Origin of the sequence: Paenibacillus lactis (assembly GCF_017873605.1) — a bacterium.
Taxonomy (GTDB): Bacteria; Bacillota; Bacilli; order Paenibacillales; family Paenibacillaceae; genus Paenibacillus_AQ; species Paenibacillus_AQ lactis.
In genome coordinates this window covers 214,866-239,426 of the sequence record NZ_JAGGKI010000005.1, presented here as the reverse complement: position 1 = coordinate 239,426, position 24,561 = coordinate 214,866, and the positions used below count along the sequence as shown (strand labels likewise).

The 24,561-nt window shown below is 54.1% G+C and carries 23 protein-coding genes; 18 read left to right on the top strand and 5 right to left on the bottom strand.

Features of this window, described 5'->3' with window-relative positions:
- Positions 1–38: 38 nt before the first annotated feature.
- From J2Z18_RS12050 to J2Z18_RS12030, 5 genes are all read left to right on the top strand, one after another.
- Entirely contained in the window at positions 39–1,556 is a 1,518-nt protein-coding gene (locus tag J2Z18_RS12050) for an extracellular solute-binding protein (RefSeq protein ID WP_210094767.1), read from the top strand.
- A gap of 298 nt (positions 1,557–1,854) precedes the next feature.
- On the top strand, positions 1,855–3,234 hold the full coding sequence (locus J2Z18_RS12045) for an alpha-L-fucosidase (RefSeq protein WP_210094766.1): 1,380 nt from the start codon (positions 1,855–1,857) through the stop codon (positions 3,232–3,234).
- Positions 3,235–3,240: 6 nt separating this feature from the next.
- Complete coding sequence (locus J2Z18_RS12040) at positions 3,241–6,357, top strand: glycoside hydrolase 5 family protein (protein ID WP_210094810.1); 3,117 nt, start codon at positions 3,241–3,243, stop codon at positions 6,355–6,357.
- Positions 6,358–6,694: 337 nt separating this feature from the next.
- Positions 6,695–8,995, top strand: a complete 2,301-nt coding sequence (locus J2Z18_RS12035; RefSeq protein WP_210094765.1) for a glycoside hydrolase family 3 N-terminal domain-containing protein — start codon at positions 6,695–6,697, stop codon at positions 8,993–8,995.
- Between the two features lie 41 nt (positions 8,996–9,036).
- Positions 9,037–10,356, top strand: coding sequence for a glycoside hydrolase family 125 protein (locus J2Z18_RS12030; RefSeq protein ID WP_210094764.1), 1,320 nt, complete (start codon positions 9,037–9,039; stop codon positions 10,354–10,356).
- Positions 10,357–10,494: 138 nt separating this feature from the next.
- On the opposite strand, the gene J2Z18_RS12025 is transcribed toward J2Z18_RS12030, so the two are convergent.
- A complete protein-coding gene (locus J2Z18_RS12025) occupies positions 10,495–11,538 on the bottom strand; it encodes a LacI family DNA-binding transcriptional regulator (RefSeq protein WP_210094763.1) in 1,044 nt (347 codons plus the stop codon).
- Between the two features lie 255 nt (positions 11,539–11,793).
- Between J2Z18_RS12025 and J2Z18_RS12020 the strand changes: the two genes are divergently transcribed.
- The 4 genes from J2Z18_RS12020 (at position 11,794) to J2Z18_RS12005 (ending at position 14,383) form a co-directional block, all read left to right on the top strand.
- Positions 11,794–12,363 (top strand): P-loop nucleotide/nucleoside kinase family protein, encoded by a 570-nt coding sequence (locus J2Z18_RS12020; RefSeq protein WP_210094762.1) that lies wholly within the window; start codon positions 11,794–11,796, stop codon positions 12,361–12,363.
- Positions 12,364–12,429: 66 nt separating this feature from the next.
- Positions 12,430–12,909: a hypothetical protein gene (locus J2Z18_RS12015; RefSeq protein ID WP_210094761.1), complete on the top strand. Its 480-nt coding sequence runs from the start codon at positions 12,430–12,432 to the stop codon at positions 12,907–12,909.
- A 139-nt stretch (positions 12,910–13,048) separates the two neighbouring features.
- Positions 13,049–13,471, top strand: a complete 423-nt coding sequence (locus tag J2Z18_RS12010) for a VOC family protein (protein WP_007127921.1) — start codon at positions 13,049–13,051, stop codon at positions 13,469–13,471.
- A 6-nt stretch (positions 13,472–13,477) separates the two neighbouring features.
- On the top strand, positions 13,478–14,383 hold the full coding sequence (locus J2Z18_RS12005; protein WP_244869153.1) for a PIG-L deacetylase family protein: 906 nt from the start codon (positions 13,478–13,480) through the stop codon (positions 14,381–14,383).
- Positions 14,384–14,456: 73 nt separating this feature from the next.
- Here the strand turns inward: J2Z18_RS12005 and J2Z18_RS12000 are convergent, their stop codons facing one another.
- On the bottom strand, positions 14,457–15,269 hold the full coding sequence (locus J2Z18_RS12000) for a lipase family protein (RefSeq protein WP_210094760.1): 813 nt from the start codon (positions 15,267–15,269) through the stop codon (positions 14,457–14,459).
- A gap of 83 nt (positions 15,270–15,352) precedes the next feature.
- On the opposite strand from J2Z18_RS12000, the gene J2Z18_RS11995 reads away from it, so the two are divergent.
- The 3 genes from J2Z18_RS11995 to J2Z18_RS11985 all read left to right on the top strand — a co-directional run bounded on the left by J2Z18_RS11995 (position 15,353) and on the right by J2Z18_RS11985 (position 17,440).
- A complete protein-coding gene (locus J2Z18_RS11995; RefSeq protein WP_210094759.1) occupies positions 15,353–15,931 on the top strand; it encodes a hypothetical protein in 579 nt (192 codons plus the stop codon).
- Positions 15,932–16,199: 268 nt separating this feature from the next.
- A complete protein-coding gene (murI, locus tag J2Z18_RS11990) occupies positions 16,200–17,003 on the top strand; it encodes a glutamate racemase (protein WP_210094758.1) in 804 nt (267 codons plus the stop codon).
- Between the two features lie 38 nt (positions 17,004–17,041).
- Entirely contained in the window at positions 17,042–17,440 is a 399-nt protein-coding gene (locus J2Z18_RS11985) for a hypothetical protein (RefSeq protein WP_007127926.1), read from the top strand.
- Between the two features lie 277 nt (positions 17,441–17,717).
- Here J2Z18_RS11985 and J2Z18_RS11980 read toward each other — a convergent pair whose 3' ends face one another.
- Both J2Z18_RS11980 and J2Z18_RS11975 read right to left on the bottom strand, forming a co-directional pair.
- On the bottom strand, positions 17,718–18,230 hold the full coding sequence (locus J2Z18_RS11980; RefSeq protein ID WP_007127928.1) for a cation:proton antiporter regulatory subunit: 513 nt from the start codon (positions 18,228–18,230) through the stop codon (positions 17,718–17,720).
- A 21-nt stretch (positions 18,231–18,251) separates the two neighbouring features.
- Complete coding sequence (locus tag J2Z18_RS11975) at positions 18,252–19,526, bottom strand: cation:proton antiporter (RefSeq protein WP_028404659.1); 1,275 nt, start codon at positions 19,524–19,526, stop codon at positions 18,252–18,254.
- A 210-nt stretch (positions 19,527–19,736) separates the two neighbouring features.
- Here J2Z18_RS11975 and J2Z18_RS11970 point away from each other — a divergent pair, with 210 nt between their 5' ends.
- Together J2Z18_RS11970 and J2Z18_RS11965 are read left to right on the top strand one after the other, a co-directional pair.
- Positions 19,737–20,567 (top strand): cupin domain-containing protein, encoded by an 831-nt coding sequence (locus J2Z18_RS11970; RefSeq protein ID WP_210094757.1) that lies wholly within the window; start codon positions 19,737–19,739, stop codon positions 20,565–20,567.
- Between the two features lie 264 nt (positions 20,568–20,831).
- Complete coding sequence (locus J2Z18_RS11965; RefSeq protein WP_210094756.1) at positions 20,832–21,296, top strand: GNAT family N-acetyltransferase; 465 nt, start codon at positions 20,832–20,834, stop codon at positions 21,294–21,296.
- Positions 21,297–21,465: 169 nt separating this feature from the next.
- On the opposite strand, the gene J2Z18_RS11960 is transcribed toward J2Z18_RS11965, so the two are convergent.
- On the bottom strand, positions 21,466–21,969 hold the full coding sequence (locus tag J2Z18_RS11960) for a VOC family protein (RefSeq protein ID WP_210094755.1): 504 nt from the start codon (positions 21,967–21,969) through the stop codon (positions 21,466–21,468).
- A 294-nt stretch (positions 21,970–22,263) separates the two neighbouring features.
- On the opposite strand from J2Z18_RS11960, the gene J2Z18_RS11955 reads away from it, so the two are divergent.
- From J2Z18_RS11955 to J2Z18_RS11945, 4 genes are all read left to right on the top strand, one after another.
- Positions 22,264–23,019, top strand: coding sequence for an SDR family NAD(P)-dependent oxidoreductase (locus J2Z18_RS11955; protein ID WP_210094754.1), 756 nt, complete (start codon positions 22,264–22,266; stop codon positions 23,017–23,019).
- A gap of 34 nt (positions 23,020–23,053) precedes the next feature.
- A complete protein-coding gene (locus tag J2Z18_RS11950; RefSeq protein ID WP_144870211.1) occupies positions 23,054–23,533 on the top strand; it encodes an NUDIX hydrolase in 480 nt (159 codons plus the stop codon).
- Positions 23,534–23,655: 122 nt separating this feature from the next.
- Entirely contained in the window at positions 23,656–23,811 is a 156-nt protein-coding gene (locus tag J2Z18_RS31025; RefSeq protein ID WP_373872039.1) for a DUF6886 family protein, read from the top strand.
- A 15-nt stretch (positions 23,812–23,826) separates the two neighbouring features.
- Positions 23,827–24,372 (top strand): GrpB family protein, encoded by a 546-nt coding sequence (locus J2Z18_RS11945; RefSeq protein WP_210094753.1) that lies wholly within the window; start codon positions 23,827–23,829, stop codon positions 24,370–24,372.
- The last annotated feature ends 189 nt before the right edge of the window (positions 24,373–24,561 follow it).

The following is a 24,561-nucleotide window of genomic DNA, read 5'->3' as shown; positions in this document are numbered from 1 at the left end:
CGCAAGACCAAACCAAATGAAGTCAGGGGGAGACAGGCATGAAAAAAAGGAAAGCGCTAGCAATGTGGTTGGCCGCGATGTTCATCATTTCCGTGATCGCGGGCTGCTCCGGCGGAGGAGATGTCGGCGGGGAGAAGGGCTCCGCAAACGGGGAGAGCGGCGGAGAGAAGAAGCTGCCCGTCCGGTACTTGCTCCCGGGCACCGCGCCGCAGGATTTGGATACCGCGGTTAAAGCGATTAACGAAAAGCTTGAGGCCGACGGTCTGAACCTTACGTATGAACCGACGTACATCGCATGGGACGTATGGGATCAGAAGACCAACCTCATGATGTCCACAGGCGAAGAATTCGAGCTGATCGCCATCATGCACGATACGAAAGGGCCGACCGTGCTTGCCGGGACGGGCGGGATCATTCCGATCGACGATCTCCTGAACCAATACGGCACCGAGCTGAAAGCCTCCATGCCGGACTGGATTTGGGAATCCGCGAAAATCGACGGCAAGATCACCTACGTGCCGAACTTCTGGGCGGACACCGCTTATAATGACGGCATGTTCACGATCCGGACCGATTTGCTTGAGGCCAATGGCCTGACGCCGCCGAAATCGCCGGAGGAGCTGCTTGATGCGGCAGAGACGCTGCAGAAGAACTGGCCGCAGGACAACAAGAACGTATATATCAAAATGCTGGAGGAGCCTGCCTACTTCCTGCACACGACCTACGACACCTATCCGTTTACGGTGGCCGACAACATGATCTACATCGACCAGCAAGGGATCGTGAAGTCCTGGCTTGAGACCGAGGAGTTCAAAAAAGACGTGCAGTACATGAACGAAGCCTATGCGCGCGGACTGATCATGAGCGATCTGTTGACGACGCCTACGGAAGTCATCAACCAGGAAGAGCTGGCCGGACGTTATCTGTACCGTCCGGGGGATGTCGGCTTGAGCGACGCCATCCTTCAATCCTTCCCGGATGCCAAGCTGGATATTTACTATTTGGCTGACCAGCCGAAGTTCAGATCGTATGCGATCCGGAACTCGAACGGGGTATCGGCAACGTCTCCGCACCCGGAAGCCGCCATTCAGTTCTTGAATTGGGTATACAGCAGCCAAGAGAACATGGATCTCGTGCAGAGCGGCGTGAAGGACGTGCATTGGAAGGATACCGGCAAGAATACCAAGGATTATCTCGCCAAGAACGAGAACGGTTCTCCGACGTACGAGCTGCCGTACTGGCTGCTTGGTCACGTCCAGATGAACCGGTATCCGACGAATACCGACCCGGCGCGCCTGGAACGCCGTACAACCATCGCGGACGATGCCGTGAACAGTATTACGATCGGCTTCACCTTTGATCCGACGAATGTCGCCTCCCAGTACGCCAACTGCATTGCCGAGCTGAAGACGAGCGTCTATCCGGTCATGCACGGGGTTGTGAAATACGAGGACGGTTACGACAAAATGCTTGCTTCCATGAAGGCTGCGGGTCTTGACGAGGTCGTGGCGGAATACAAGCGGCAATTCGATGAATGGAGAGCGAGTCAGCAATAATCGCTCCTCACCTGGGGTGCGATACATCCATTAGAAACAAGGCAATCCCTCGCCCGGCTTCAGCCGGACGAGGGATTGTTTTTTGGTTGGTGCGAATCATGAAGCAGGCTGCCTGGAAATGAGACTTCAATCGATCGATATTGGCCATTTTCGAAGTTTTCCCTCAAAAGTAAAGTGTTCAAGACAGGCCTCTACGGGATAGAGTAAAGCTCATACCAAGCCTCTTTATCGAGGCGAACCCATCATAATCGCGGTTGACCTGCCAAGCGGCGGATCAGCCTTAAGGAGGACATGAAGAATGACCAATCAGGCGCCAGCCATCCGGGAAGGGTGGAAATGGTTTACGGAAAGCCGGTACGGCATGTTCATTCATTTCGGGCCATATGCCCAATACGGACGCGGCGAGCAGGTGCTGTTCCGGGAGCATCTGGACCAGAACGAATATGCACGGAGGGCCTGCGAGTGGAATCCGGAGTTTTTTGACGCCAAGCTGTGGGCCTACACGGCCCGGAAGGCCGGCATGAAGTATGCATGCTTGACGACGCGCCATCATGACGGATACTGCCTATGGGATACAGCCACGACGGATTACTCCAGCGCGAAGCAGGCTCCCGGCCGGGATCTTGTCCGGGAATTCACCGACGCCTTCCGAGCGGAGGGGCTTCGGGTGGGCTTATACTACTCCTGGATCGATTGGCGGATCCCGGCCTATTTCGACGGACCGGAGAAGGATCCGGAAGGCTGGGAGGTCATGAAGCGCTATTTGCATACCCAGGTGGAAGAGCTCGTTACGAATTACGGACGCATCGATCATTTCTTCTTCGACGGGGTGTGGCCGAGAACGGCCGAGGACCTGGACAGCGTGAAGCTGGTGGAGCGGATGAAGTCGATTCAGCCCGACATTCTGGTGAATAACCGTCTAGGGCTGTCCGAGGAGGAGAAGCTGCATGCCGACGGAGGCGGCGGATCCGGGGATTCCGAGGTGCTGGGCGACTTTGGTTCTCCCGAGCATGTCATCGTCCCGGACCAGAAGCGGCTCTGGGAGTCCAGCCAGGTGACGACGTGGCGGCTGTGGGGCTATACGAACGGCGAACGCTGGCGTCCGGCCGATGTACTGCTCGACATGCTGTGCGAGTGCGCGGAGAAGGGCGGCACGGTGGGCGGCAATCTCCTGCTCAATGTCGGGCCGCAGCCTGATGGGCAGCTGCCTCCTGCGTTCGTCGAGCGTGCCCTCAAGATCGGGCAATGGCTGGAGGTGCACGGCGAGGCGATTTATGGCTCGGACGGCGGAAACCTGACCGAGTTTATTACCTACGGACGGCAGACCATGAAGGACAATCATCTGTATCTCATTATCCGGTTCTGGGACGGAGGACCGGTGCTGCGGCTGGCGGATCTCATCACGCCCGTAAACCGGGTAACGCTGCTCACGACAGGACAGGAGCTGGATTTCCGGCAGGAGGGTGACGTGCTCTGGATCGAAGGACTGCCGAAGGAGCGTCCGACCGAGCTGTTCCCGGTCATCCGCATCGAATGCGAGAGCCGGCCCGAGACGAACCAGTGGGGACGGGAGCGTCTGTGGACGGGAGATCCATCCCGAATTGCCGATTGGGCGAGAACGCGCGGGACATCCGTCTACGCCGACGGCCAGCCGAGAGACGGAGCCGGAAAGGAGTAAAGGATGATGAGAACGCTGTTATTTTACGACGAGCAGTTCCCGTATCCGGGCGAGCGGCCAACCGCGGACGCGCTGGAGCGGATGATGGAATGGACAGAGGTCGCAAGCGCCGAGACGTTAGCCGGTCGGTTATCGGAAGGCGGCTGGGATACGTTGATTCACCTTCACGGGCCGTATTTTCCAAAAGCGGCTTGGGAGGCGATCGAATCCCATTTGAAGGACGGCGGCGGTCTGGTCCATGCGGGTGGCGTGCCGTTTCGGCGGCCGGTCCGCGAGCTGAACGGATCGTGGCATGCCGAACGCGAGCAGCTGGCCTATCATCAGCGGATGGATATTCACGACGCGCTGGCGGTGGATGTGTCGCGGGTAAGGAAGCTGAAGGCATCTGCCGAATTTCCGATTTTGCAGGGGCGTGAGGAGCTGTTCGGCATTGAACCGACGTGGGGATTGACGCTGCATCCAACCAAGGCAAGCGATATTCCCGCCGAGATGGGGGCATGCGGTCCCATGGACGCGGTTATCTCGCCGCTCTTGATCGGCGAGGACGGAGATCAGCGGGAGCGCTGCGCTCCGGTGGTGATGCTGGAGCAGCACAAGGGCGATTATGCCGGGGGCCGCTGGATTCTGATCAACCAGCAGCTGCAGGCCATATTCTGGGAAGCGGAAGGTGCGGCCGCGCTGCGGGAGCTGGCTGAATATGCCGGCAGAGGCGTGACCGAGCTTTGGCTGAAGCCGAACTATGCCGCATATGAGCCGGGCGAATCGCCGCAAGTGACGATTCAGCTGCAGGCGCTGTCGCGGACGTCCGTTCCGGCTCAGGCATGGCAGTTCGAGGTACGCCTCATCAAGGACGGTTCCGGTAAGCCCGTATGGTCCGGGCAGGCGAGGTCCGAAGCCGGCGCGCCCCAGCGGGATCTGCAGCAGCTTCGCTTATCCATCCCCGTGCGGCTGGAACCGGGCCTTTACCGGATCACGTGCGAAGCCGTCTCCGAGTCCGGTGAACGGCGCAATCTGACCCAGGCGGTATGGGGCGTCGACCGCTCCCTGCTGCAGGCTGGAGATCGGCTGGAGTGCGGACGCGACTATTTCCGCCGGGGAGGCCGAACCGTCCCCATCGTCGGTATGACGTATATGACCTCCGACGTTGCGCGCAAGTTCCTCCATCTGCCGAACGTGCAGCGGTGGGATGCGGATATGGCCGAAATGAAGCGGGCCGGCATCAATCTGATCCGGACGGGGATATGGACGGGATACCGGATGATCATGTTCGCCGACGGCCATGCGGCCGAGGATGTGATGCGGGCGATCGACGCTTTTATTCTGACGGCCAAACGGCATGAGCTGGAAGTGACCTTTACCTTCTTCTCGTTTGCACCGGAAGCATGGGAAGGCGTGAACCCTTACCTGGACCCGCGCTCGGTAGAGGCGCAGAAGCGATTCGTAGCTTCCATCGTGACAAGACACCGGGGGACGACCAACGTGCATTGGGATCTGATCAACGAGCCGTCGCTATTTGATCCGAAGCGGATCTTTGAAGGTCCCGTCACGATCGGAGACCGGTTCGAGCGGAAGGCATGGGCCGAGTGGCTCCGGCAGCGGCACGGCAGCGATGTTGCGCTGCTCCAGGAGCGCTGGAACATGACGCCGGGCGAGCTCCCTTCGTTCGAAGCAGCTATGGCTCCGAGTCCGGACGACAAGCTGTTCAACAGCGTGCTGCAGCCGAAGAAATGGGGGCCGTGGCTGGACTTCACGCTGTTCACGATGGACATGCATAATCGCTGGGCCTCCGAGCTGATCGGGACGATCCGCCGCTGCGATCCGAACCAGCTGGTTACGGTCGGGCAGGATGAGGGCATCTGCTCCCAGCGTCCGTCGCCGTCCTTCTACGGCCCCGTCGTCGATTACACGACGGTCCATTCCTGGTGGCAGAACGATCATCTTGCATGGGACGGCATTTTCACGAAGACGCCGGACAAGCCGAATTTGGTCCAGGAGACCGGTATCATGCACGTGCAGCGTCCCGACGGCATTGCCAAGCGGACGGAAGAGGAGCTGCGCAATATGCTGGAGCGCAAATATGCCTACGCTTTTTCGACCGGGGGAGCGGGGGCCGTGCAATGGATTTGGAATATCAATTACTTCATGGATAACGCCAACGAATCCAACATCGGAGCGCTTAGGGCAGACGGCACGCAGAAGCCGGAGGCTGACGTGTCCTATGATTTCGGACGCTTTATGAACGAAGCGGCGGGCATCTTCGACGATAACCGGCAGCTGGAGGAGATCGCGGTCGTATTTCCGTATTCGAACGATTTTTCGAGCCGCAAGCTGGCGTATGAAGCAACGACAAAAGCCATGCGTACGCTTACCTTCGGCATGAATGTGCATCCGCGCGGCACCGGCGAATATCAGCTGGCCGATCTGAAGCGGCATCCGGCCAAGCTGATCATCGTGCCGAGCGCGCATAATTTCGACGATGCGGCGTTCGAGGAGCTGCTCGAGCTGGCAAGAGCCGGCAGCACCGTTCTCTGGAGCGGGCCGCTCCGTACCGATGCGTACTGGGGAACGGCACAGGAGCGCCTGCAGTCGGAGCTTGGAGAGACGTTTCATGCGAATGTTCTTCGGGAAGAGACGCTGCAGCTGGCGGGAGATCGTTATGCCGTTTCGTTCGGCGAGCGGAAGATCGGCACATTGGCGGTGGATCGCCCCGCAGGGCATCCGGACGGCGAGCTTGCGCCGATTACGGTTCCATTAGGGTCAGGGCGGTTCATCTGGTGTCCGCTGCCGGTCGAGCTGAACGAGCGCTGGGAGCCGATTCAGGCATTGTATTCGGAGGCGATTCAAGCGGCCGCCGTTTCGCCGGAGCTGGAATGGCTGAAAGGAGGCGGGCTGCCGGGCATTTATGGCCGCAAGCTGGCGTTTGAACGGGGCAGCCTGTACATCTTCATCTCCGAGTATGGAGTTACAACGGATATCGAGGTACGAGACCCTGATTCCGGAGCGGCCTATCGGTTTCCGTTGGAACGGGAGCGAACCGTTATGTTCACGGCCGACTCCCAAGGGCAGGTACAGACCGTATATCGTCCGGAAGAGGTGCGGATCGTGCAGCATCAACAGGCCTGATATTAGACCTGGACCGCATGCCCATGCTATACCATTAATCGGGATGAGGGGGCTTTTTGTAGATAGGGGAGGCGGCTTCGGCAGCTAAAGACCTGTCCGTCGTCTAAGGGAGGCTCGCCGGCCGATTCGCTCGTGCCGGCGAGCCTCTTTATTCATGCTCCCAAGCTTTGGTTTGCTTGAGGTGCAGCTATTATAAATCCCGCATTGACGGCTGATAAAAAAGAACGTAGACTAGTCGGTAATAACGTTATCACAAATTAACCTAACAAAAATAACGATAGCAACTAAGACATTCTTATGATGACATTCAATCATTCATGAAAAAGGAAGGTGCCCGATGAATTATAAGAACGCTTCATTGCCGATTGAGCGGCGTGTGGAAGACTTGCTTGCGCGAATGACGGTCGAGGAGAAAATCGGTCAGCTCATTCAGCCGTTCGGCTGGAAAGCCTATACCCGAAGCGATGACGGTACGATTCGGGTGACGGACGAATTTAAGCAGCAGCTTGCGGAAGGCGGCATCGGCTCTTTATACGGAACGCTGCGGGCGGATCCATGGACCGAAGTGACGCTTGAAAACGGGTTATCCCCGCGGGAAGGGGCGGAAGCGGTCAACGTGATCCAGCGCTATGCCATCGAGCATTCGCGGCTCGGCATTCCGATTCTGTTCGGGGAAGAATGCTCCCACGGGCATATGGCGATCGGCGCGACCGTATTTCCGTTTCCGCTTACGATCGGAAGCACCTGGAATCCGGAGCTGTTCCGGAGCATGTGCCGCGCCGTTGCCGCCGAAACCCGCAGCCAAGGCGGCGCAGCGACGTACTCGCCGGTGCTGGACGTTGTGCGTGACCCCCGCTGGGGCCGCACCGAGGAGACGTTCGGCGAGGATCCGCATCTGGTAGCCGAGTTTGCGGTGGCAGCCGTGCAGGGGCTGCAGGGCGACCGCCTCGATGCGGAGGACAGCCTGCTGGCTACGCTGAAGCATTTCGCGGGCTATGGCGCCTCGGAAGGCGGGCGCAACGGGGCGCCCGTCCATATGGGGCTTCGCGAGCTGCACGAAATCGATCTGCTGCCGTTTCGGAAAGCCGTCGAAGCAGGCGCGCAATCGGTGATGACCGCTTATAACGAAATCGACGGAGTGCCGTGCACGTCCAGCCGGTACCTGCTGCATGACGTGCTGCGCGAAGCGTGGGGCTTCGACGGCTTCGTCATCACCGATTGCGGCGCGATCGACATGCTGAAGAGCGGCCATAATACAGCCGCTTCCGGGGAGGAAGCCGCGGCACAGGCTCTCACGGCCGGCGTCGATATGGAGATGTCGGGATCGATGTTCCGGGTGTATCTCCGGCAGGCATTGGAGCAGGGACATATCACCGAGGACGACCTGAACACGGCGGTTGGCCGAGTTCTTGCGATGAAATTCCGGCTGGGCTTGTTCGACCGTCCCTATACGGACCCTGAACGGGCGGAGAAGGTCATCGGGTGCGAGGAGCATATTGAGTTAGCCCGCCGCGTAGCGGCCGAGGGGATTGTCCTGCTGAAAAATGAAGGCAACGTCTTGCCCCTGAACCCGAAGACCGGTAAAATCGCGGTCATCGGACCTAACGCCAATGCGCCATACAACCAGCTCGGCGATTATACCTCCCCGCAGCCGCCGGGTCAGATCATAACCGTGCTGGAGGGGATCCGCAGATACATTGGCGAGGATGCGGACACGCGCGTTCTGTACGCGCCCGGATGCCGAATCCAAGGCGATTCCCGAGAGGGCTTCTCCCATGCGCTGGCATGCGCGGCGGAGGCCGATGTCATCGTGATGGCGATCGGCGGCTCCAGCGCGAGAGATTTCGGGGAAGGCACGATCGATCTCCGAACCGGCGCTTCGGTCGTAACCGGGCTTGCCCAGAGCGATATGGAATGCGGAGAAGGCATCGACCGCTCCACCCTGCATTTAATGGGCGTGCAGCTGGAACTGCTGCAGGAAATCCATAAGCTCGGCAAACCGGTGGTGGTCGTCTATATCAACGGCCGACCGATTACCGAGCCGTGGATCGACGAGCATATTCCGGCGATCCTCGAAGCATGGTATCCCGGTCAGGAGGGTGGCAGCGCCATCGCGGATATTTTGTTCGGTGACGTCAACCCGTCCGGTCGCCTGACGCTGACCATTCCGAAGGAGGTCGGCCAACTGCCGATCAACTACAATGCGAAGCGGACCCGTGGCAAGCGTTATCTCGAAACGGATCTGGAGCCGAGATATCCGTTCGGCTACGGGTTAAGCTATACGGATTTCCATTACGGCAATTTGAACGTAGAGCCTGCCGTTATTCCGGCTGACGGCTCCGCTGCGGTCCGGATCGTCGTAACCAACAGCGGCCCTCGGGATGGCGCTGAAGTCGTTCAGCTGTATGTCTCCGATCTGGCCGCGTCGGTAACCCGGCCGGAGAAGGCGCTGAAGGCCTTCAGCAAAGTGTTCCTGAAAGCCGGGGAATCCCGGGAGGTGACATTCACGGTCGGACCCGAGCAGTTGGAGCTGATCGGTCCCGACATGAAGGCCGTTGTGGAGCCGGGAGAATTCCGCATTCGGGTCGGTCCCGATTCGAAGCGGGGAGAAGCCGTGAACTTACGGGTTGAAGGCTAGCGACTGGAAGAAATTTATGACAACGAGGAGGATCACAAACCTTGATTCAATACAAACTCCCGAAGATTGACATCCCGGACATGAAGCTGCCGGCTGCTGTTCAGGCGACGATGGAGGAGGCCAGAGTCAAGCTGGCGCATCGCCCAAGGCTGCTGCAGCAGTTTTTGAATTGCTTCTCGAACACCCTGGAGACGACAACGAAGCTGATGGATGACGGCACCACATTCGTTATTACAGGCGACATTCCGGCGATGTGGCTGCGCGATTCCGTCGAGCAGGTGATCCATTACGTGCCTTTGGCCAAGGAGGATCCGGATCTGCAGCGGATCATCGGAGGGCTTGTGAAGCGGCATATGATGTATGCAAGCCATGACCTGTACGCGAATGCATTTAACGAATCCGCCAACGGCTGGCATTGGGATGCCAATGACGAGACCGAGATGTCGGCATGGGTGTGGGAGCGTAAATTCGAGCTCGACTCCCTCTGCTTTACGATCCGCCTTGCCTATGCGTACTGGCAGGAAACGGGACGGAGCGATATTTTCGACGAGCGGTTCAAGGGGGTCATGGAAGGCATCATACGCCTCTGGCAGACTGAGCAGCGGCATTTCGAGCGTTCAGCCTACCGCTTCGAGCGCCGGAATTGCCCGTCGATCGATACGCTCCGGAACGAGGGCATGGGCATGCCGGTCAATTATACGGGAATGATCTGGTCCGGCTTCCGGCCCAGCGACGACGCTTGCGAATTCCATTTTAATATCCCGGCGAATATGTTCGCGGTCGTGTCCCTGCGGCAAATGAAGGACATCGCTAAATGGGTGTTCCGCGACGAAGCGCTGGTTAACACCATCTCGAAGCTTGAAGAAGAGGTGGAGCACGGAATCCGGTTATACGGCACCTACCGGCATCCCGAATATGGCCTGATCTACGCCTACGAAACGGACGGTTACGGCAATTACTGCCTGATGGACGATGCCGGAACACCGAGCCTGCTTTCCATACCATATCTGGGCTTCGCGGACAAAGACGACGAGATCTATCAAAATACACGCCGCTTCATCCTGAGCAAGGAAAATCCTTATTATTATGAAGGATCAGCCGCCAAGGGGATCGGGAGTCCGCATACGCCGCCCGGATACGTGTGGCATATGGCCCTCGCCATGCAGGGATTAACGGCTTCGACGGATGAGGAGCTCCGGTCGATGATCGATATGCTGGAGACTACCGATGCAGGAACCGGGTTTATGCATGAAGGCTTCCACGCCGATAACCCGGATCAGTATACGCGTTCCTGGTTTGCCTGGTCCAACAGCCTGTTTGCGCAGCTTGTTTTGCAAGGAATGAAGAAGGGCTTGGTGTAACGAAGGGCGCTCCGAATGGACCAGTACTAATACAAAGAAACCCGCTTCTTGAAGCGGGTTTCTTTGTCTGTTGAAGCATATGTTAGGAATGCCCAACCGTCATGGGATGACGGGCACCTTTACATTACTCAAGAACATTCAGGCGCTGTCCCGGACAATTAGCCGGGTCGATAGATGGATCGTCTCCGTAGGAGCGCCGGGACGCTCCATGCGGCGTATCAGCGCTTCGACTGCCCGCTGTCCCAGCTCCTCCTTGCACAGATTGACGGTAGTCAACGAAGGCGTGACAAGGGTTGCGGCTTCCACGTTATCGATGCCGGCGATCCGTGTAAACGCTGGAATGGCATGGCCTTCCGATTGAAGCTTGCGCATCCAGCGGATCGCAATATCGTCATTAGCGCCGATCCACGCGTCAGGGCGCGATGCCGGCCCAAGCTCCAGCATCCTTTCATATAATGACTGCTCCCAGGGAGCTCCGTAACGGATTCTCCATTCGGTAAGCTTGACCGCCCCTTCGGGCTGGCGGCTTATCGTTATCCTGGCACCCGTAAGGCGATCCTCGAAGCTGGGCGACCAGGTCTCATCCGTGATCATGGCGATATGCCTGCATTTCAGGGAGAGCAGATGCCTTGTGATAGCCGCTCCGGCTTCGATATTATCGTTGTTTACTTTATCGCAGGAGGTCAGGTCATCTGTATGATCAACAAGCACGTACGGACGCTCCGCGCGGGCGATGAGGCTGAGAACCGCCTCGGGAAGGTTGCCCATCACCACGATGCCGCCGCACCGGGACCAATCGAGATGGGGAGCGATCGCTTGCTGCGGCGATTGGTCGGCCCGGGCCGGTTCCGGCTCGGGGGACACGATGATCGTCGGATATCCCAGCTCGTCGCAGCTGCGCAGCAATCCGTTCAAGACCCGCTGCCAATAAACGGCGTTGGCGGAATGGGCATGACTCATGCACACGAGGATGTACGGGGCGGACGATGCTTGTTCCCGTTCCCCGATCTGCAAGGCCGGAGCTTGCTGCCGGTGCTGATATCCCAGCGTTTTAGCCAGTTCCATTACGCGCTGCCGCGTAGCTTCGCTGACTCCGGACTTTCCGCTTAGCGCCCGGGAAACCGCATATTTGGATAAGCCGAGCTCCTCCGCGAGGACCCGGATCGATACTTTTCTTGACATAAACGCTCCTGCTCTCTCATCTCATTCATAACCAAATGTTATCCTAATAAAAATAACACTTCGAAACCGGGATCACAAGCTAAGAAGCCTTAAAGACGATTTTAATTTCGAATAGAGAGCCGCTCGTCAGTTGATAGAGTGGTATAATGAACAGGGAATATTTTGAATTTTGAAAACAGTGGAAGCCTCTTGATCCGATCCAGGTCAGTCATACGAACGGTTGATTTACTAGGATAAGCGGAAAGGAACGATAACATGATCATCCTGATCAGCGGCAGCAGCTGTACCGGAAAAACGCTGCTGGCCCAAACCTTGCTTGAGACGTACCATATTCCTTATGTATCAATCGATCATTTGAAAATGGGGTTATATCGGGGGAATCCGGACTGCGGATTTACACCGCTCGACAGCACGGAGCAGATCGGCAGCAAACTATGGCCCATCGTGAAAGGGATGATCATGACGGCCATTGAAAACCGACAGCATCTGATCATTGAAGGCTGTTATGTACTGCCGCGGCATGTGAAGGAGTTGGAGGAGACATATGCTGAGCATGTCATACCGGTGTTTCTGGGTTTCTCGGAACGTTATATCGAGGATAACTTCGATTCCAAGATTATTACGCATCGCAATGTGGTTGAGACACGTGCTTATCCGGAAGACCGTACGGTGTCCCAGCATATCAGTGAACATCAGCGTTTCAGGCAGCAATGTGCCGAACATGATGTCCCGTATTTCGAGATTGACCAGCATTACGAGCCGGAAATACGCAAAGTGTATAACTACATTGAGGAGCAGCGGCGAAGCTTAGAGCGCCGAGCATAGGAACAGATGTCGGGCCTGGTTCATGCTCCACATGAAAACGACCCGATTCAACGAGGTGAAAATCGCATGCAAACCTACCAATTTTTAATGACGATCCCGATAACCGAGCTGGTTACCTACATCGACGATGATAGCGACGAATATGTGGAGGATCCCGTCTTCATGGACCTTAGAAAAGCGCTGGATATCGATATTCCGGTCACCACGATTTACGAGCGATACCTTGATGCGCCGGTTCATTCCGGCGACGTCTTAATGTATGCCTCCCGTAGTCATGGTGATCATTTTGTCGTGCTGGACACGTACAGGGATCCCGTCGATCAGCTGGATCTGATTCGCATCGGATTCGGCTGCACGAAGGAGAAGGTTGCAGTCGTTCGGCAGCTGGTTAGACAGCTGTACGACCGCAGCGATACCTTTATTCACTATGAAGAAGGGCAATATATTTTGCAAAAGCTGATCGACAACACCGCTTATCCCAAAACCATAGAGCATTATGGTAACGTGTTCCGGCAGCGATTGAAGACATATTCCCAACCCGTTTGAACAAGGCATGAAGACTAATGGAGCGAAACCTTGTGGTTCAATCGTAAACGTTTGGCCCAAGATGTGGCAGGCCGAGCATTGCAGCTACAAAGACTATGTATAAAAAATTTCATTAAAAAACGAACGGGGGCCCCTGAATATGATCCAATCCATCGTACATATCGCGCTTGTTGTAAAAGATTACGACGAAGCTATTGAGTTCTATACCCGTAAGCTGAATTTCACATTGCTCGAGGACACATACCAGCCGGAGCAGGATAAGCGCTGGGTCGTTGTTGCTCCGCCGGGATCGGTCGGTACGACCATTTTGCTTGCCAGGGCATCCAAGCCGGAGCAAGAGCCTTTTATCGGCAATCAAGCCGGAGGAAGGGTGTTTCTGTTTCTGAATACCGATGATTTTTGGCGGGATTACGAGGAGATGGTTCAGCGGGGAATCGAGTTTGTCCGGCCGCCTAAAAAGCAGCCTTATGGAATGGTGGCCGTGTTCAAGGATCTCTACGGAAACCTGTGGGACTTGCTGGAGTTGAATGAGAATCACCCTCTTATGAGAAGAACGAAGTAGCCTTGTGTGTATAATCCAAAAGATCCGCTGAACAATACGCTGAAGCAGAAGGAGCGAACCAGAAATATGTCTCATCCCATTCAAGTCATCGTCATTGCAGCCCATCCCGACGAGCCTGAAATTTATGCCGGAGCGCTTGCGGCTTCTTTCGCGGATCGAGGGCATCGGGTGAAATTCGTGACGCTAACCGACGGCCGCTGCGGTCATCACGAAATGAGCGGGCAGGCGCTCATCGATCGCCGGGTTGCAGAAGCAAAGGAAGCGGCCAGACATCTCGGTGTTCAGGAATATACCGTGCTTCCCATCCCGGACGGGGAGCTGATGCCGACCGTAGAGGTGCGCAAAGAAGTGATCCGACTGATCCGGGGGTGGCAGGCGGATATCGTCATCACCTTCCATCCGGAAGGTCCCGGCCATGCGGACAATCGGAATGCGGGCAGGGCGGTGCGGGATGCAGCGGATTTCGTTGCCAATGTGCCTAACGCCGTTCCGGAGGTTCCGGCGCTGACGAAGTCGCCCCTATATCTGCTCATGCCGGATTATGCGGCAAGGCGTTCGTACAAGCCGGATATCGTTATCGACGCCGGGGATGTCATGGAGCGTAAGCTGCTGGCGTGTGACGCGCATGCCTCCCAGTTTTATGAATTTGCGCCATGGCAAGGAGGCTTCTTGCAGGATGTTCCGGAGCGCTGGGAGGAGAAGCGTCAATTTATTTTGAAGCATTGGGAAACCTTCCTGCGCGTGTCGGATGAGATGATCCCTGCGATTGTGGAGGGGTACGGTGAGAAGCACGCCGCGAAGATCCAATATGCAGAGCCGTTTGAGATAGCGGATTATAGCAGGAGGCCGAGCGCGGATGAAATCAAGCGGCTGTTTCCGATGCTGACGCCATCCGAGGAATCACTCCCCTGAACCGGAAGCGACCATAATGCAAATTTAGGGAGAATTGATGCCCCACTATGGCCGGATACCGTGATGCAGCGTACTAGTTCCCCGCTATTTGAGGGATCATGAATTCCGTACCCGGGCAGAAGCCGGGATTCGTCTCAGACAATAACCCGGCAAATTCAGGCTCCCGTTTGGCAAGCTCGGCATAATAATTCCCGATGATATGATTGGCGGATACGGAGCCGTTCTGAAAGTTAAGCGCGCAGGGGGAGGGAACATGGCTGTAGTCATAGGTTTTGTTCCGTTTCGGAAGCTTGTAGACAGGAGGCGGGGCATGGGCTACCACATCGAGCAGATTGGCGATCCGGTAGCTGTTCGGCACATATTGGGCAAAGGCTTTCGAAAAAGCGTGATCCCCAACGCGCGGCGACCCGAACGTAAACAGGAAGGGAGCGCGTTCCGTATTCGCGGCGACGTCTATTGCGCATAACGTTGCAAGGGCTGCACCCAGGCTGTGCCCGGTCAGGAACAAGGGCTTGTCAGGATCCAACCGCCGAAGCGCAGCCGTAAGTTGCTTGCGGGCGGAAGAATAGATACCCGTGAACCCGCGGTGGGCGAGGACGTCGTCCTTGATATAGCTGAACCGTTTTTGGGAGGCGATCGCGTCAGCGATCCAGTTGCTTGTCGAGCTGGTTCCCCGGAAGGCAATGACGATCTCTTCGTCCGACTCAAGAATAAACCCGAACCGTTCCCATACGCTAAGTAAGGATCTGGCTTCAATGGTATCGTAGAGCGAGTAATTCGCCGGAAGCACAAACGATCCGTCCGGATTCGAAAATTGCGCATACGTCTGACTGCAGACGGCCGCCAGAAAAATCGCCCGCTGCGCTTGCGCCGAGTTCAGTTCCATACTTCATCCCGTCCTTCCCTTTTACACTATATTGAGGGAATGAGGGAAAGGTGCCTATCATACCGAATGAAGGAGAATCATGCATGAAATTTGGAAGAAGTCCTCAGAAAGAAATCCGCACATCTTATGAGCTTCAGCTGCTTCAGCGCGCGCAAGCCATGGAGCCTGCAAAGCCTCCGCACCCATGGGCAGCCGAGATCGTCGTTCCTGCTTCAGGCTGTACGGCCTGCGGCTGGGATCAGGAAGAAAATCTCGTCCTGATCAGCAGCTCGGGTTACAGCGTAACGCAGCCAGGAACAGGGCAGCTGCTTCATCGAAACCGGGATGAGAATGCAACGGAGGAAGGAATGGGTCCGGATGGATTGACCTTCCGCATTCCGCATGATGAGCAGCTGATCACGATATTCGGATTCGAATCCGGGGACGGCATTCGGCTTACGAATGACGGATGGATGCTGGAGGTCATCTATCCATGGTGGCCGAGGTCCTCCGTCGTATTGGACAACGTCTTCAGGCAGGGTTACGAGTACTTGAAGGACACCGTCATGTTGGATCTGAACCGATTGGACGGAAACGTGAGGTGCGGATTTTCCCCATCCGGCAAACATTTCGTGATCCTCGGCTCCGGCGGTGCCCTGCTGTATTCCAGAGCGGCGGTCTGATCGAAAAGATGGTTCTGTAAATGTGGCAACAAAGGTCGGGAGACCACGATGTCAGAGCGTTCACATAACAAGGATTGTTCATGTCTTCATTCGCATAGATGAGCTGTCAACGGGCTTCGAGGGAAGAAGATTTTTTTGGAGTATGGCTACTTTTCCGCTCGGACCTGGGCCAATTGGCTTTTCAAACCGCCCGCGAATATGGTTTACTTAAGAACGTATTCGACCAGGTGGCGATACGAACACAACGAACATACCGAAGGTGAAAATCATGAGAATTGCTTTTTTTGACTCGGGGCTGGGCGGATTGACCGTATTATCGACGGCCATGAAGAGACTGCCGCAGGAGGATTTTTTGTTCTATGCCGACACGCTTCATGTACCGTACGGCTCGAAGGCGGCGGAAGACGTGAAGACCTATATACAGCATTCCATCGAAACCATCATGGAAGAAGAGGTCAAAGCAATCGTTATTGCGTGCAATACCGCGACGAGCCTCGCCGTTTCAGATCTAAGAAAGAAATACGACATTCCGATTATCGGCATGGAGCCTGCCGTCAAACCGGCCGTACAAATCAACCGGGACACCGGGAAAAGAATCCTAGTCCTGGCGACGCCGCTTACATTGAAGGAAGCCAAATACCGGGAGCTCGTGCATCGCGTGGACGACAGGCATATCGTGGATTCCCTGCCGCTCCCTGAGCTCGTCCAGCACTGCGAGGCCCTGAACTTTGACCCGGAAGTCATGAAGGCGTATTTCAGGAGCAAGCTGGAAGGGTTCGACCTGTCGCAATATGGGACCGTCGTGCTGGGCTGCACGCATTATCCTTTTTACAGGAACATCTTGTGCGATTTGCTGCCGAAGCACATTCGGATCATCGACGGCAGCATGGGGACCGTCAAACGACTAGTCGAGGTGCTGAGAGAACGCGGCCTGCTTGGCAGCAGCGGACGGAACGATGTGAAGCTGCTGTGCTCCGGCGGCTCGGCAGCGTACATTCAGAAGATGGAGAAGGCGCTCACGATTTACGGAGCGATGGAAGCCGGTAACCTGGCTGCAAATGAAGCCAATTGAAGGATAGGCCGATATTCATGAAGGAATGGAGCGATAGAATGCTGAGTATGCTGATCAAAAAATGCATTTCGGGGATCGCTGCGTCCTTTATCTTTACATCCGTGATGGCGCTTGTCATGATGAACCTACATTACGGATTTACCTTTTATATTGTTGTCGTCGGCATCTACAGCGTAATGATTATGCTGCTCATTGGGGTCCCGATTTCGATTGGTATCGAGCTAATTCTGCAACGGATACGACCCCGGAAGGCCATCGTTCGGGCGTTGATAACGGTGGCGCTGTATGGCGTACTCGGCCTGCTCGTCTCGATGCTGATCTTTTCCGATGCTTCCGTAAACTTCGGTCAATCGGAGCATTTGCTGTATTGGACGTTTGGTGTCGGCGCCGCACTGGTATTCATGATCGTGGATATTATCGTCAAAAAGCTGATATAGGCACATGCATAATATGATTGCAGGCGGCAGGCGGAGCTGCACCTTTGCTTGAGGCTCAGGGCATTGGAGCTGAGCTTAGCTGATCAAGATCAGGGCCTACAGCGCGGGGACAATAGCCTGCCTGATGCAGGGAAAAGCAAGTTTGGATTGAAGCCCGCAATTTTAAAAAGCACCCTTACGTGATGCACGACTGGGATTACCCGGTGTCCATCCGAAGGGTGCTTTTTAGATTAAGGAAGATTCCTTATTACATGATCATATAGAATGAGTGCAGATGTTATACTTGATCGGGCTCGCCGGTTCGTTTGCCCATCAGAAGCTCTTTGAACTGCCGGATTTGCTGTCTTTCTCCAGCCAGTACGAGCGTGGAACCGACGGAAAGGATGTGCTCCGGCCCGGGGTTTATTTTTTGCTGGTGGCGATTGACGATCGCAAGGATGCTGGCCCCCGTCCTTTTACGTATTTCGAGCTCCTCAATCGATTTGTCCGCTCCTTGATAATGCGGTTCTACGCGGATCCACTCGATGATCAGGTCTTGAAGCGACACTTCAATAGTCTCAAGCTCTTTCGGCTTGTAAACCATCCCCCCGACGATCGCAGCGATTTGTCTTGCTTCGTCATCGTCCAAAGAAATCTGGGAGAGGGTTTCTTCAGGATCATCGTCCTCAAAATGATACATCTCTCTTCGGCCGTCGTTATGAATAATGACAGCCAATTTATCTCCTGATCGGGTCTGAATGAGAAACTTTTTCCCGATGCCCGGCAGTTCGGACTCACGAATGAAACTCATATGGAGTTCCTCCTTCCATGTTTATTGATCCAGTTTGATTTTCGAGTCTTCACTGACCTCGCTGACCTCACTCACGCTGGAATGCTTTTTCTTCCCTTTCTCCACCGGCTCGCTCCATTTGAATATCCGGTTTACGCCGCGGTAGATCCGCTTCGATTCTTTCGTCAAGAGCGGTCCCAAAATAGCGAGAACGAGAACATATAGTGCGGAAAATGGCTTGATCAAGGCAGATAATCCGCCGGCCACACCCAAATTGGCTACGATGATCGTGAATTCGCCGCGCGCCATGATGGTGAGTCCAATGTTAAGCGAAGATTTATGCGACAGTCCCGCCTTCCGCCCGGCGATCATTCCGGCAATCAGGTTGCCGATAATCGTTAGAATCACGGCGCCGATCGCAAGCCAGAACGCATTGCCTAATGATAACGGATCAATACTGAGCCCGAAGCTGAAGAAAAATATCGCTCCAAAAAAATCGCGGAACGGAACGACGAGCTGTTCAATCCGTTCACTGTGCTCCGTTTCCGATAACGCAAGCCCGAATAGCAGCGCGCCGATTGCCTCTGCAACGTGAAGCTTTTCCGAGAAGCCTGCGATAAAGATCATGGTCGAGAAAACAACAATGATAAAAATTTCATTCGATGTAATACGCAGCAATTTGTTTAGGATAGGCGGTCCTTTCCTTGCGATCACGAAGAACAGCAGCATATATCCGATGGAGATGCCAACGGACAAGATGGTGGCTCCGATCGAAGCCGTTCCCCCGAGCAATAAGCCGGACATGACCGACAAGAACACAGCGAGGAAAATATCGTCAAATAAAATCATGCCGAGGATGAGCTCCGTCTCCGCGTTACCGGTCCTGCGCAAATCAACCAGTACTTTGGCGACGATCGCCGTGGAAGAAACGGAGAGCATCCCTGCGATGATCAGCGTTTCATAAAGCGGCATTTGGACCAAAAAACCGTAAGCAAGCCCCAGCACGAAATTTAACGTGACATAGATTGTTCCTCCAGTCACAATGTTTCGCCCAGATTTCACTAATTTCTGAACCGAGAATTCAAGTCCCAGATAGAATAATAGAAATAAAATACCGATTTGTCCTAAAAAATCAATAACGCCTTGACTGTCAATAAACTTGAAGTCGAGGATACCGATGGTCGGCGCATGCGGACCCACCAGCATACCGAGAACAATCAAGAAGGGGATGATGGAAAATTTAAGCTTTCCGGCAATAACGGAGGCGATGGCAACCAAAATTAAAGCGGTTCCAACCTCAAACATCATGTCGTCCATTGAAGACCTCCTTTGTTTTCTCTTTTTGGCAATCAAGCCTATAGTACATGACTATGCGAAATTTTACAAACATTCTGTATGAAAATACAAATTTCAACCGTTTAATGGATGGCCATGCCCGTCGGAACCTGAAATTCAAGGAACATTTGCAAAAACTAGGCATACGATGGGTTTATGAACACCCGCGGAGAGGAATGAATTAATCACATTATGAATAAAATCGAATCCGATCAGCTCTATCAAATATCGGAGGCAATTCTTTCGAGTGTACGAAGAGAGCGCGCCGTGATTGACCTGTATACGAAATTGGCAGAAGCAGCGCCGACTCCCAACCATAAGAGGCAGATTGCTCAGGCTTTACAGCACAGAAACAGGCAGCTAAATCAATTTATGAATCTTTATGTTGCGCTTACCGGCAATCAGCCTGATGGCGAGATCATTAATCACGCTGCGTTTGGTCATTATTTAGAAGGGTTGAACATGGCGTACGAGTCGGGAATCGAGGGGTATAAAACATACCAGGAGCAGGGATCATCCTATCGTAACCCTGCTATTCAAGAGGTGTTTGTGCACGCTGCCACCAGTGAGATCGAGTATGCGGAACGGTTTGGGGCTATGCACGAGGAGGTATTGACGGATCAGGGCATGAAACCCTTCGTTGTCGATATTGAAAAAATTACAAAACAAAATGACACGTTTCGTACAGCGATATGGACGGGGAAATATTTTCAAGTCACCTTGATGAGTATAGATGTTGGCAGTGACATTGGTCTTGAGGTCCATCCAAAGACGGACCAATTCATTCGAATCGAAGAGGGCGAAGCGCTTGTCCAAATGGGGGATACGAGGAACAACTTGAGCTTTGTGAAGAAAGCTCGTGACGATGATGCGATCATGATCCCGGCCGGAAAGTGGCACAACGTAACAAATACAGGCAATAAGCCTCTGAAAGTCTATGTAATCTATGCGCCTCCGGAGCATCCCTTTGGCACCGTGCATGAGACGAAGGCAGCCGCGATGGCTGCGGAAGAATATTCATGAACTAAAGATCCGGCTATGACCGGAAGAAATGAAGAGCACTCCTTACAATAAACGTGGGCTGCCCGCCAGGTTTATTGGAGGAGTTTTTTTTCAAAAACAAGCGATTGACCTGGCAGTGATATCGGAAGCCATTTCGTAATTAAAGAAGAAGTATAATAATACCGTATACACGTGTGCTCTGGATGATTCACCGTTGCAGATCAAGATGGAACAGGGGGCGGAACCATGGACGGTTACATAAGGCTGATTAGAGGAGGGAAGCAGATGCAGGTCTATCAAGTTCAGGGATTCCATCCTGGTGAATTAGATGAGCTGGTATCCGAAAGCAGCAGGGAAGGTTTCAGGCATATCCGCCGGCTCGTGGATGAGTATATCTCTGGTGTTAACCGGTTTGACCGCAATCATGAAGCATTGTTCGTATGCAGATCCGAAGGTCGAATCATCGGCATTTGCGGGCTGAATCAAACGCCCGATTCGGGCGGGGACACCGGCAGGGTGCGGAGAATGTATGTGCTGCCGGAATTTCGGAGACAGGGGGTCGGGAGAATGCTGATGCAAGCAGTCATCCAAGCGGCCGCTGATCATTACAGCTGGCTGGTTCTGCGAACGGATCAGACGCAGGCCGGGGATTTCTACATCAGCTTGGGTTTCTCAGAATCTCCGCAGCACTTGAACATTACCCATTGCCTTAAGCTGGGAGGACAGAGACAAGATGATTACAGCGGCTGATGCGGAACGATTGCTCTCGTTTGCGAATATTTTCAAAGTGAAGGGAACCGATTCTACACAATCGAAACTTATAATCGATGACAAGCCATGGGCCGTTTGCCAGCTGCAGGCGTTCCGTAATATGATCTGGAAAAGTAAAGGGTGCCGCTCGGCACCCTTTACTCATCGCTTACCCTTCATAAGCTTCCTCTAATGCTCGCAGGTCAATTTTGGTTTTGGTCTGCAGCAGCGCGCTCATGACTCTCTCCGCTTTCGCCCGATCCGGATTGGTGATCATCGTGCTCAGATTTGCAGGGACAACCTGCCAGGACACGCCGAATTTGTCCTTTAACCAGCCGCATACCTGGGCTTTTTCATCTCCGCCTTCCCCAAGCTTCTCCCAATAATAATCGATTTCTTCTTGGCTCTCGCAATGGACGATAAATGAAATCGCCTCTGTAAAATGGAACTGGGGCCCCCCGTTCAAAGCGACGAATTGCTGGCCCTCCAGCTGGAATTCCACCGTCATGACGCTGCCTTCTTCCACCGGGTGATGTTCGTTCTGCTCCGACCCGTGACGCGTAACTCTTGTAATTTTAGAATCGTTAAAGATTGAAACGTAATGACGTGCCGCTTCCTCAGCTTCGTTGTTGAACCACAGGTTTGGCGATATCCTCTGAATGGTGGGATTCATCAGATGCAGCTCCTTTCGAATCTACGGGAATGGGTTTCTACTGATCCCATCGTACCATAGCCGCAGCACGGCGGTTTCTTCTAAATTGCTAAGAATGTATCTCGCAGGGTGCCCAAGATTAAGGGCGACATCGAAATCTACGAAGGCCACAGGCAGGAGAATAGCAATTGAAACTGGAAATCCATATGGTGTGGAATATTCATCCAATCAGAAGGTCTCCATCCAGCGCGAGGGCAACATGTTTGATGAAAAGCATGCAAGGCGGTTGGATGAGATAAAATGGAGGTGCGAAAGATGAGCCAAAGACACTATATTATAACGGGCACGTCGAGAGGGATCGGAGGACAGCTTGCACTGATGCTTCTTCAGCAGGGACATGCCGTCTACGGAATTGCGAGAAACCATTCGATGACACTGGATCGTTATGAGCGTTACACTCATTATGTGTATGACTTGAGTGACCCCTCGGGTCTCGAGCAGCTCATGGAGAATATCATAAGAAGCATTGAGCTTGCGGATACAGATACGCTCTACCTCATTAATAATGCCTCGATGCTGGAACCACTCGGGAAAATTGAACAATGCGGCGCAGCCGAGATTGCGAAGAATGTCCAAATCACCCTTATTGCGCCGATGATTCTAACCTCTTGCTTTTTGAACCAAACAAACAGGTATAAGGCACGGCGGAAAATAATGAATATTTCTTCGGGTCCGGGGGTATACCCCGCTCCTTCCATGAGCGCATATTGTACCGCAAAAGCCGGGCTGAATATGTTCACGCAGTGCGTAGGGGCAGAGCAAGCAAGCCGAGAGAACCCGGTTCAGATTATTGCCGTCAATCCCGGCATGGTGGATACGGAAATGCAGAGCATGGCCAGAGGACAGGATGAGAAGCAGTTTGAGCTGGCCGGTGCATTTTCCCAGGCCTTTGAATCAGGGCAGCTGCTGTCTACTGCCGAGATTGGAGAACATCTGCTTCGCATTTTAGATGAAGAGCATTCCCCTGGAGCCATCGTGAATTACAATGAGGTTTATTCCTCGAAAAGCTGATGATAAGCAAGAATAACGAGCGGAGGCGAATGCCATGATCATGCCAACCCATATTGTTGCCGTTGGCGGAATCGTTGAGAATAAGAAAGGCGAGATTTTGCTGGTCAAGGTCCGAAATGGCTGGGTCTTTCCCGGAGGGCAAGTCGAAGTCGGAGAAAATCTGATCGAAGCATTAATGAGGGAGATCAAGGAGGAGAGCGGTATCGATATCACCGTTTCCCATCTGATCGGTGTGTATTCCAATACGTCAACTTACCCGGGATACAACGGGGTGGACATGGTACCGACAAAAGTCATGATGGATTTCGTGTGTACCTATAGCGGAGGGGAATTGTGCACATCGGATGAGACATCGGACTGCCGCTGGGTACCGCAATCGGACGTTCTCCAATACATAACGGCACCGGCGATCCGTACACGGTTCCAAGCTTATCTGGAGTTTACCGGTACGATCGCTTATATGGAATACATAACGAAGCCGTCATTTGAAATGAAGCTAAAGCGTACGATTTAAAATAGCAGGAAGAGCAATCAGAAGAAGAGGGGGAATGAGGTGCTTTATCATTTCAGTGAGGATTCGGGTATTACGAGGTTCGAACCGAGAGTCCTATACAGCCAGCACGATGAGCCTGGGCGATCGATGCCCATCACGCTCCGCACTATTATGTTCCAAGGGAATGTCCAAGGGTGTGTCTGGAGGCGGTTGAAGATACGACGGAGGCGGATGTGAAGAATTTTTTTGGGCTGTCAGGAGCTCACAGAATGATGGTGATCGAATCAAGCGCTCTTTAATATAGGAGGACTAATATGGAAGAGGTTGTAGTCATGGACTACGAGCCGGAATGGCGGCATGCTTTTGCGCAAGAAAAAATAAAGATATTGTCCGCTATGACAGGTCTTGAGGTCCGCATCGAACATATCGGCAGTACAGCGGTTCAAGGATTGGGAGCCAAGCCGACGATTGATATCATGGCAGGCGTTAGTGAACTGGGGCTAGTGGATGAGCGCTATATTCGGCGCCTGGAGCAGATCGGTTACGAATATGTCCCCAAACCGGAGTTCCCTGAGCGTATGTTTTTTAGACGGGGCCTGTGGCGGGCCGGGACGCATCATCTGCATATCTACCGGTATCAAGGGAAGCACTGGGCTGATCAACTTTTATTTAGGGAGTATTTGAAAAAGGATACTGCGACGCGCGAACAGTATTTTAACTTAAAAAAGGAGCTTGAGGCACAGTTTAAGCATGACCGGGTAAGCTATACGAACGGGAAGGATGATTTTATCCGCTCCGTCATTGAGAGGGCCAGGCAAGATTCGGATTGGGTGCGCCAGCTTGATATCGGAGGGGAGTAGCATGCCAACAACCGAAAACGGGGGATATCCTGATCGTGTGGAGAAAGGACTTATTGCTGTACGCGGAACCCGTCTGTATGTCGAATTGTCTGGTGGGTCAAAGGATGCGTAACAAACGAAAGATGAAATCCGCTCACAAATATGCTATACATAGAGCAACGAAAGGCGAGTAAAAAGGAGCTCATTAAG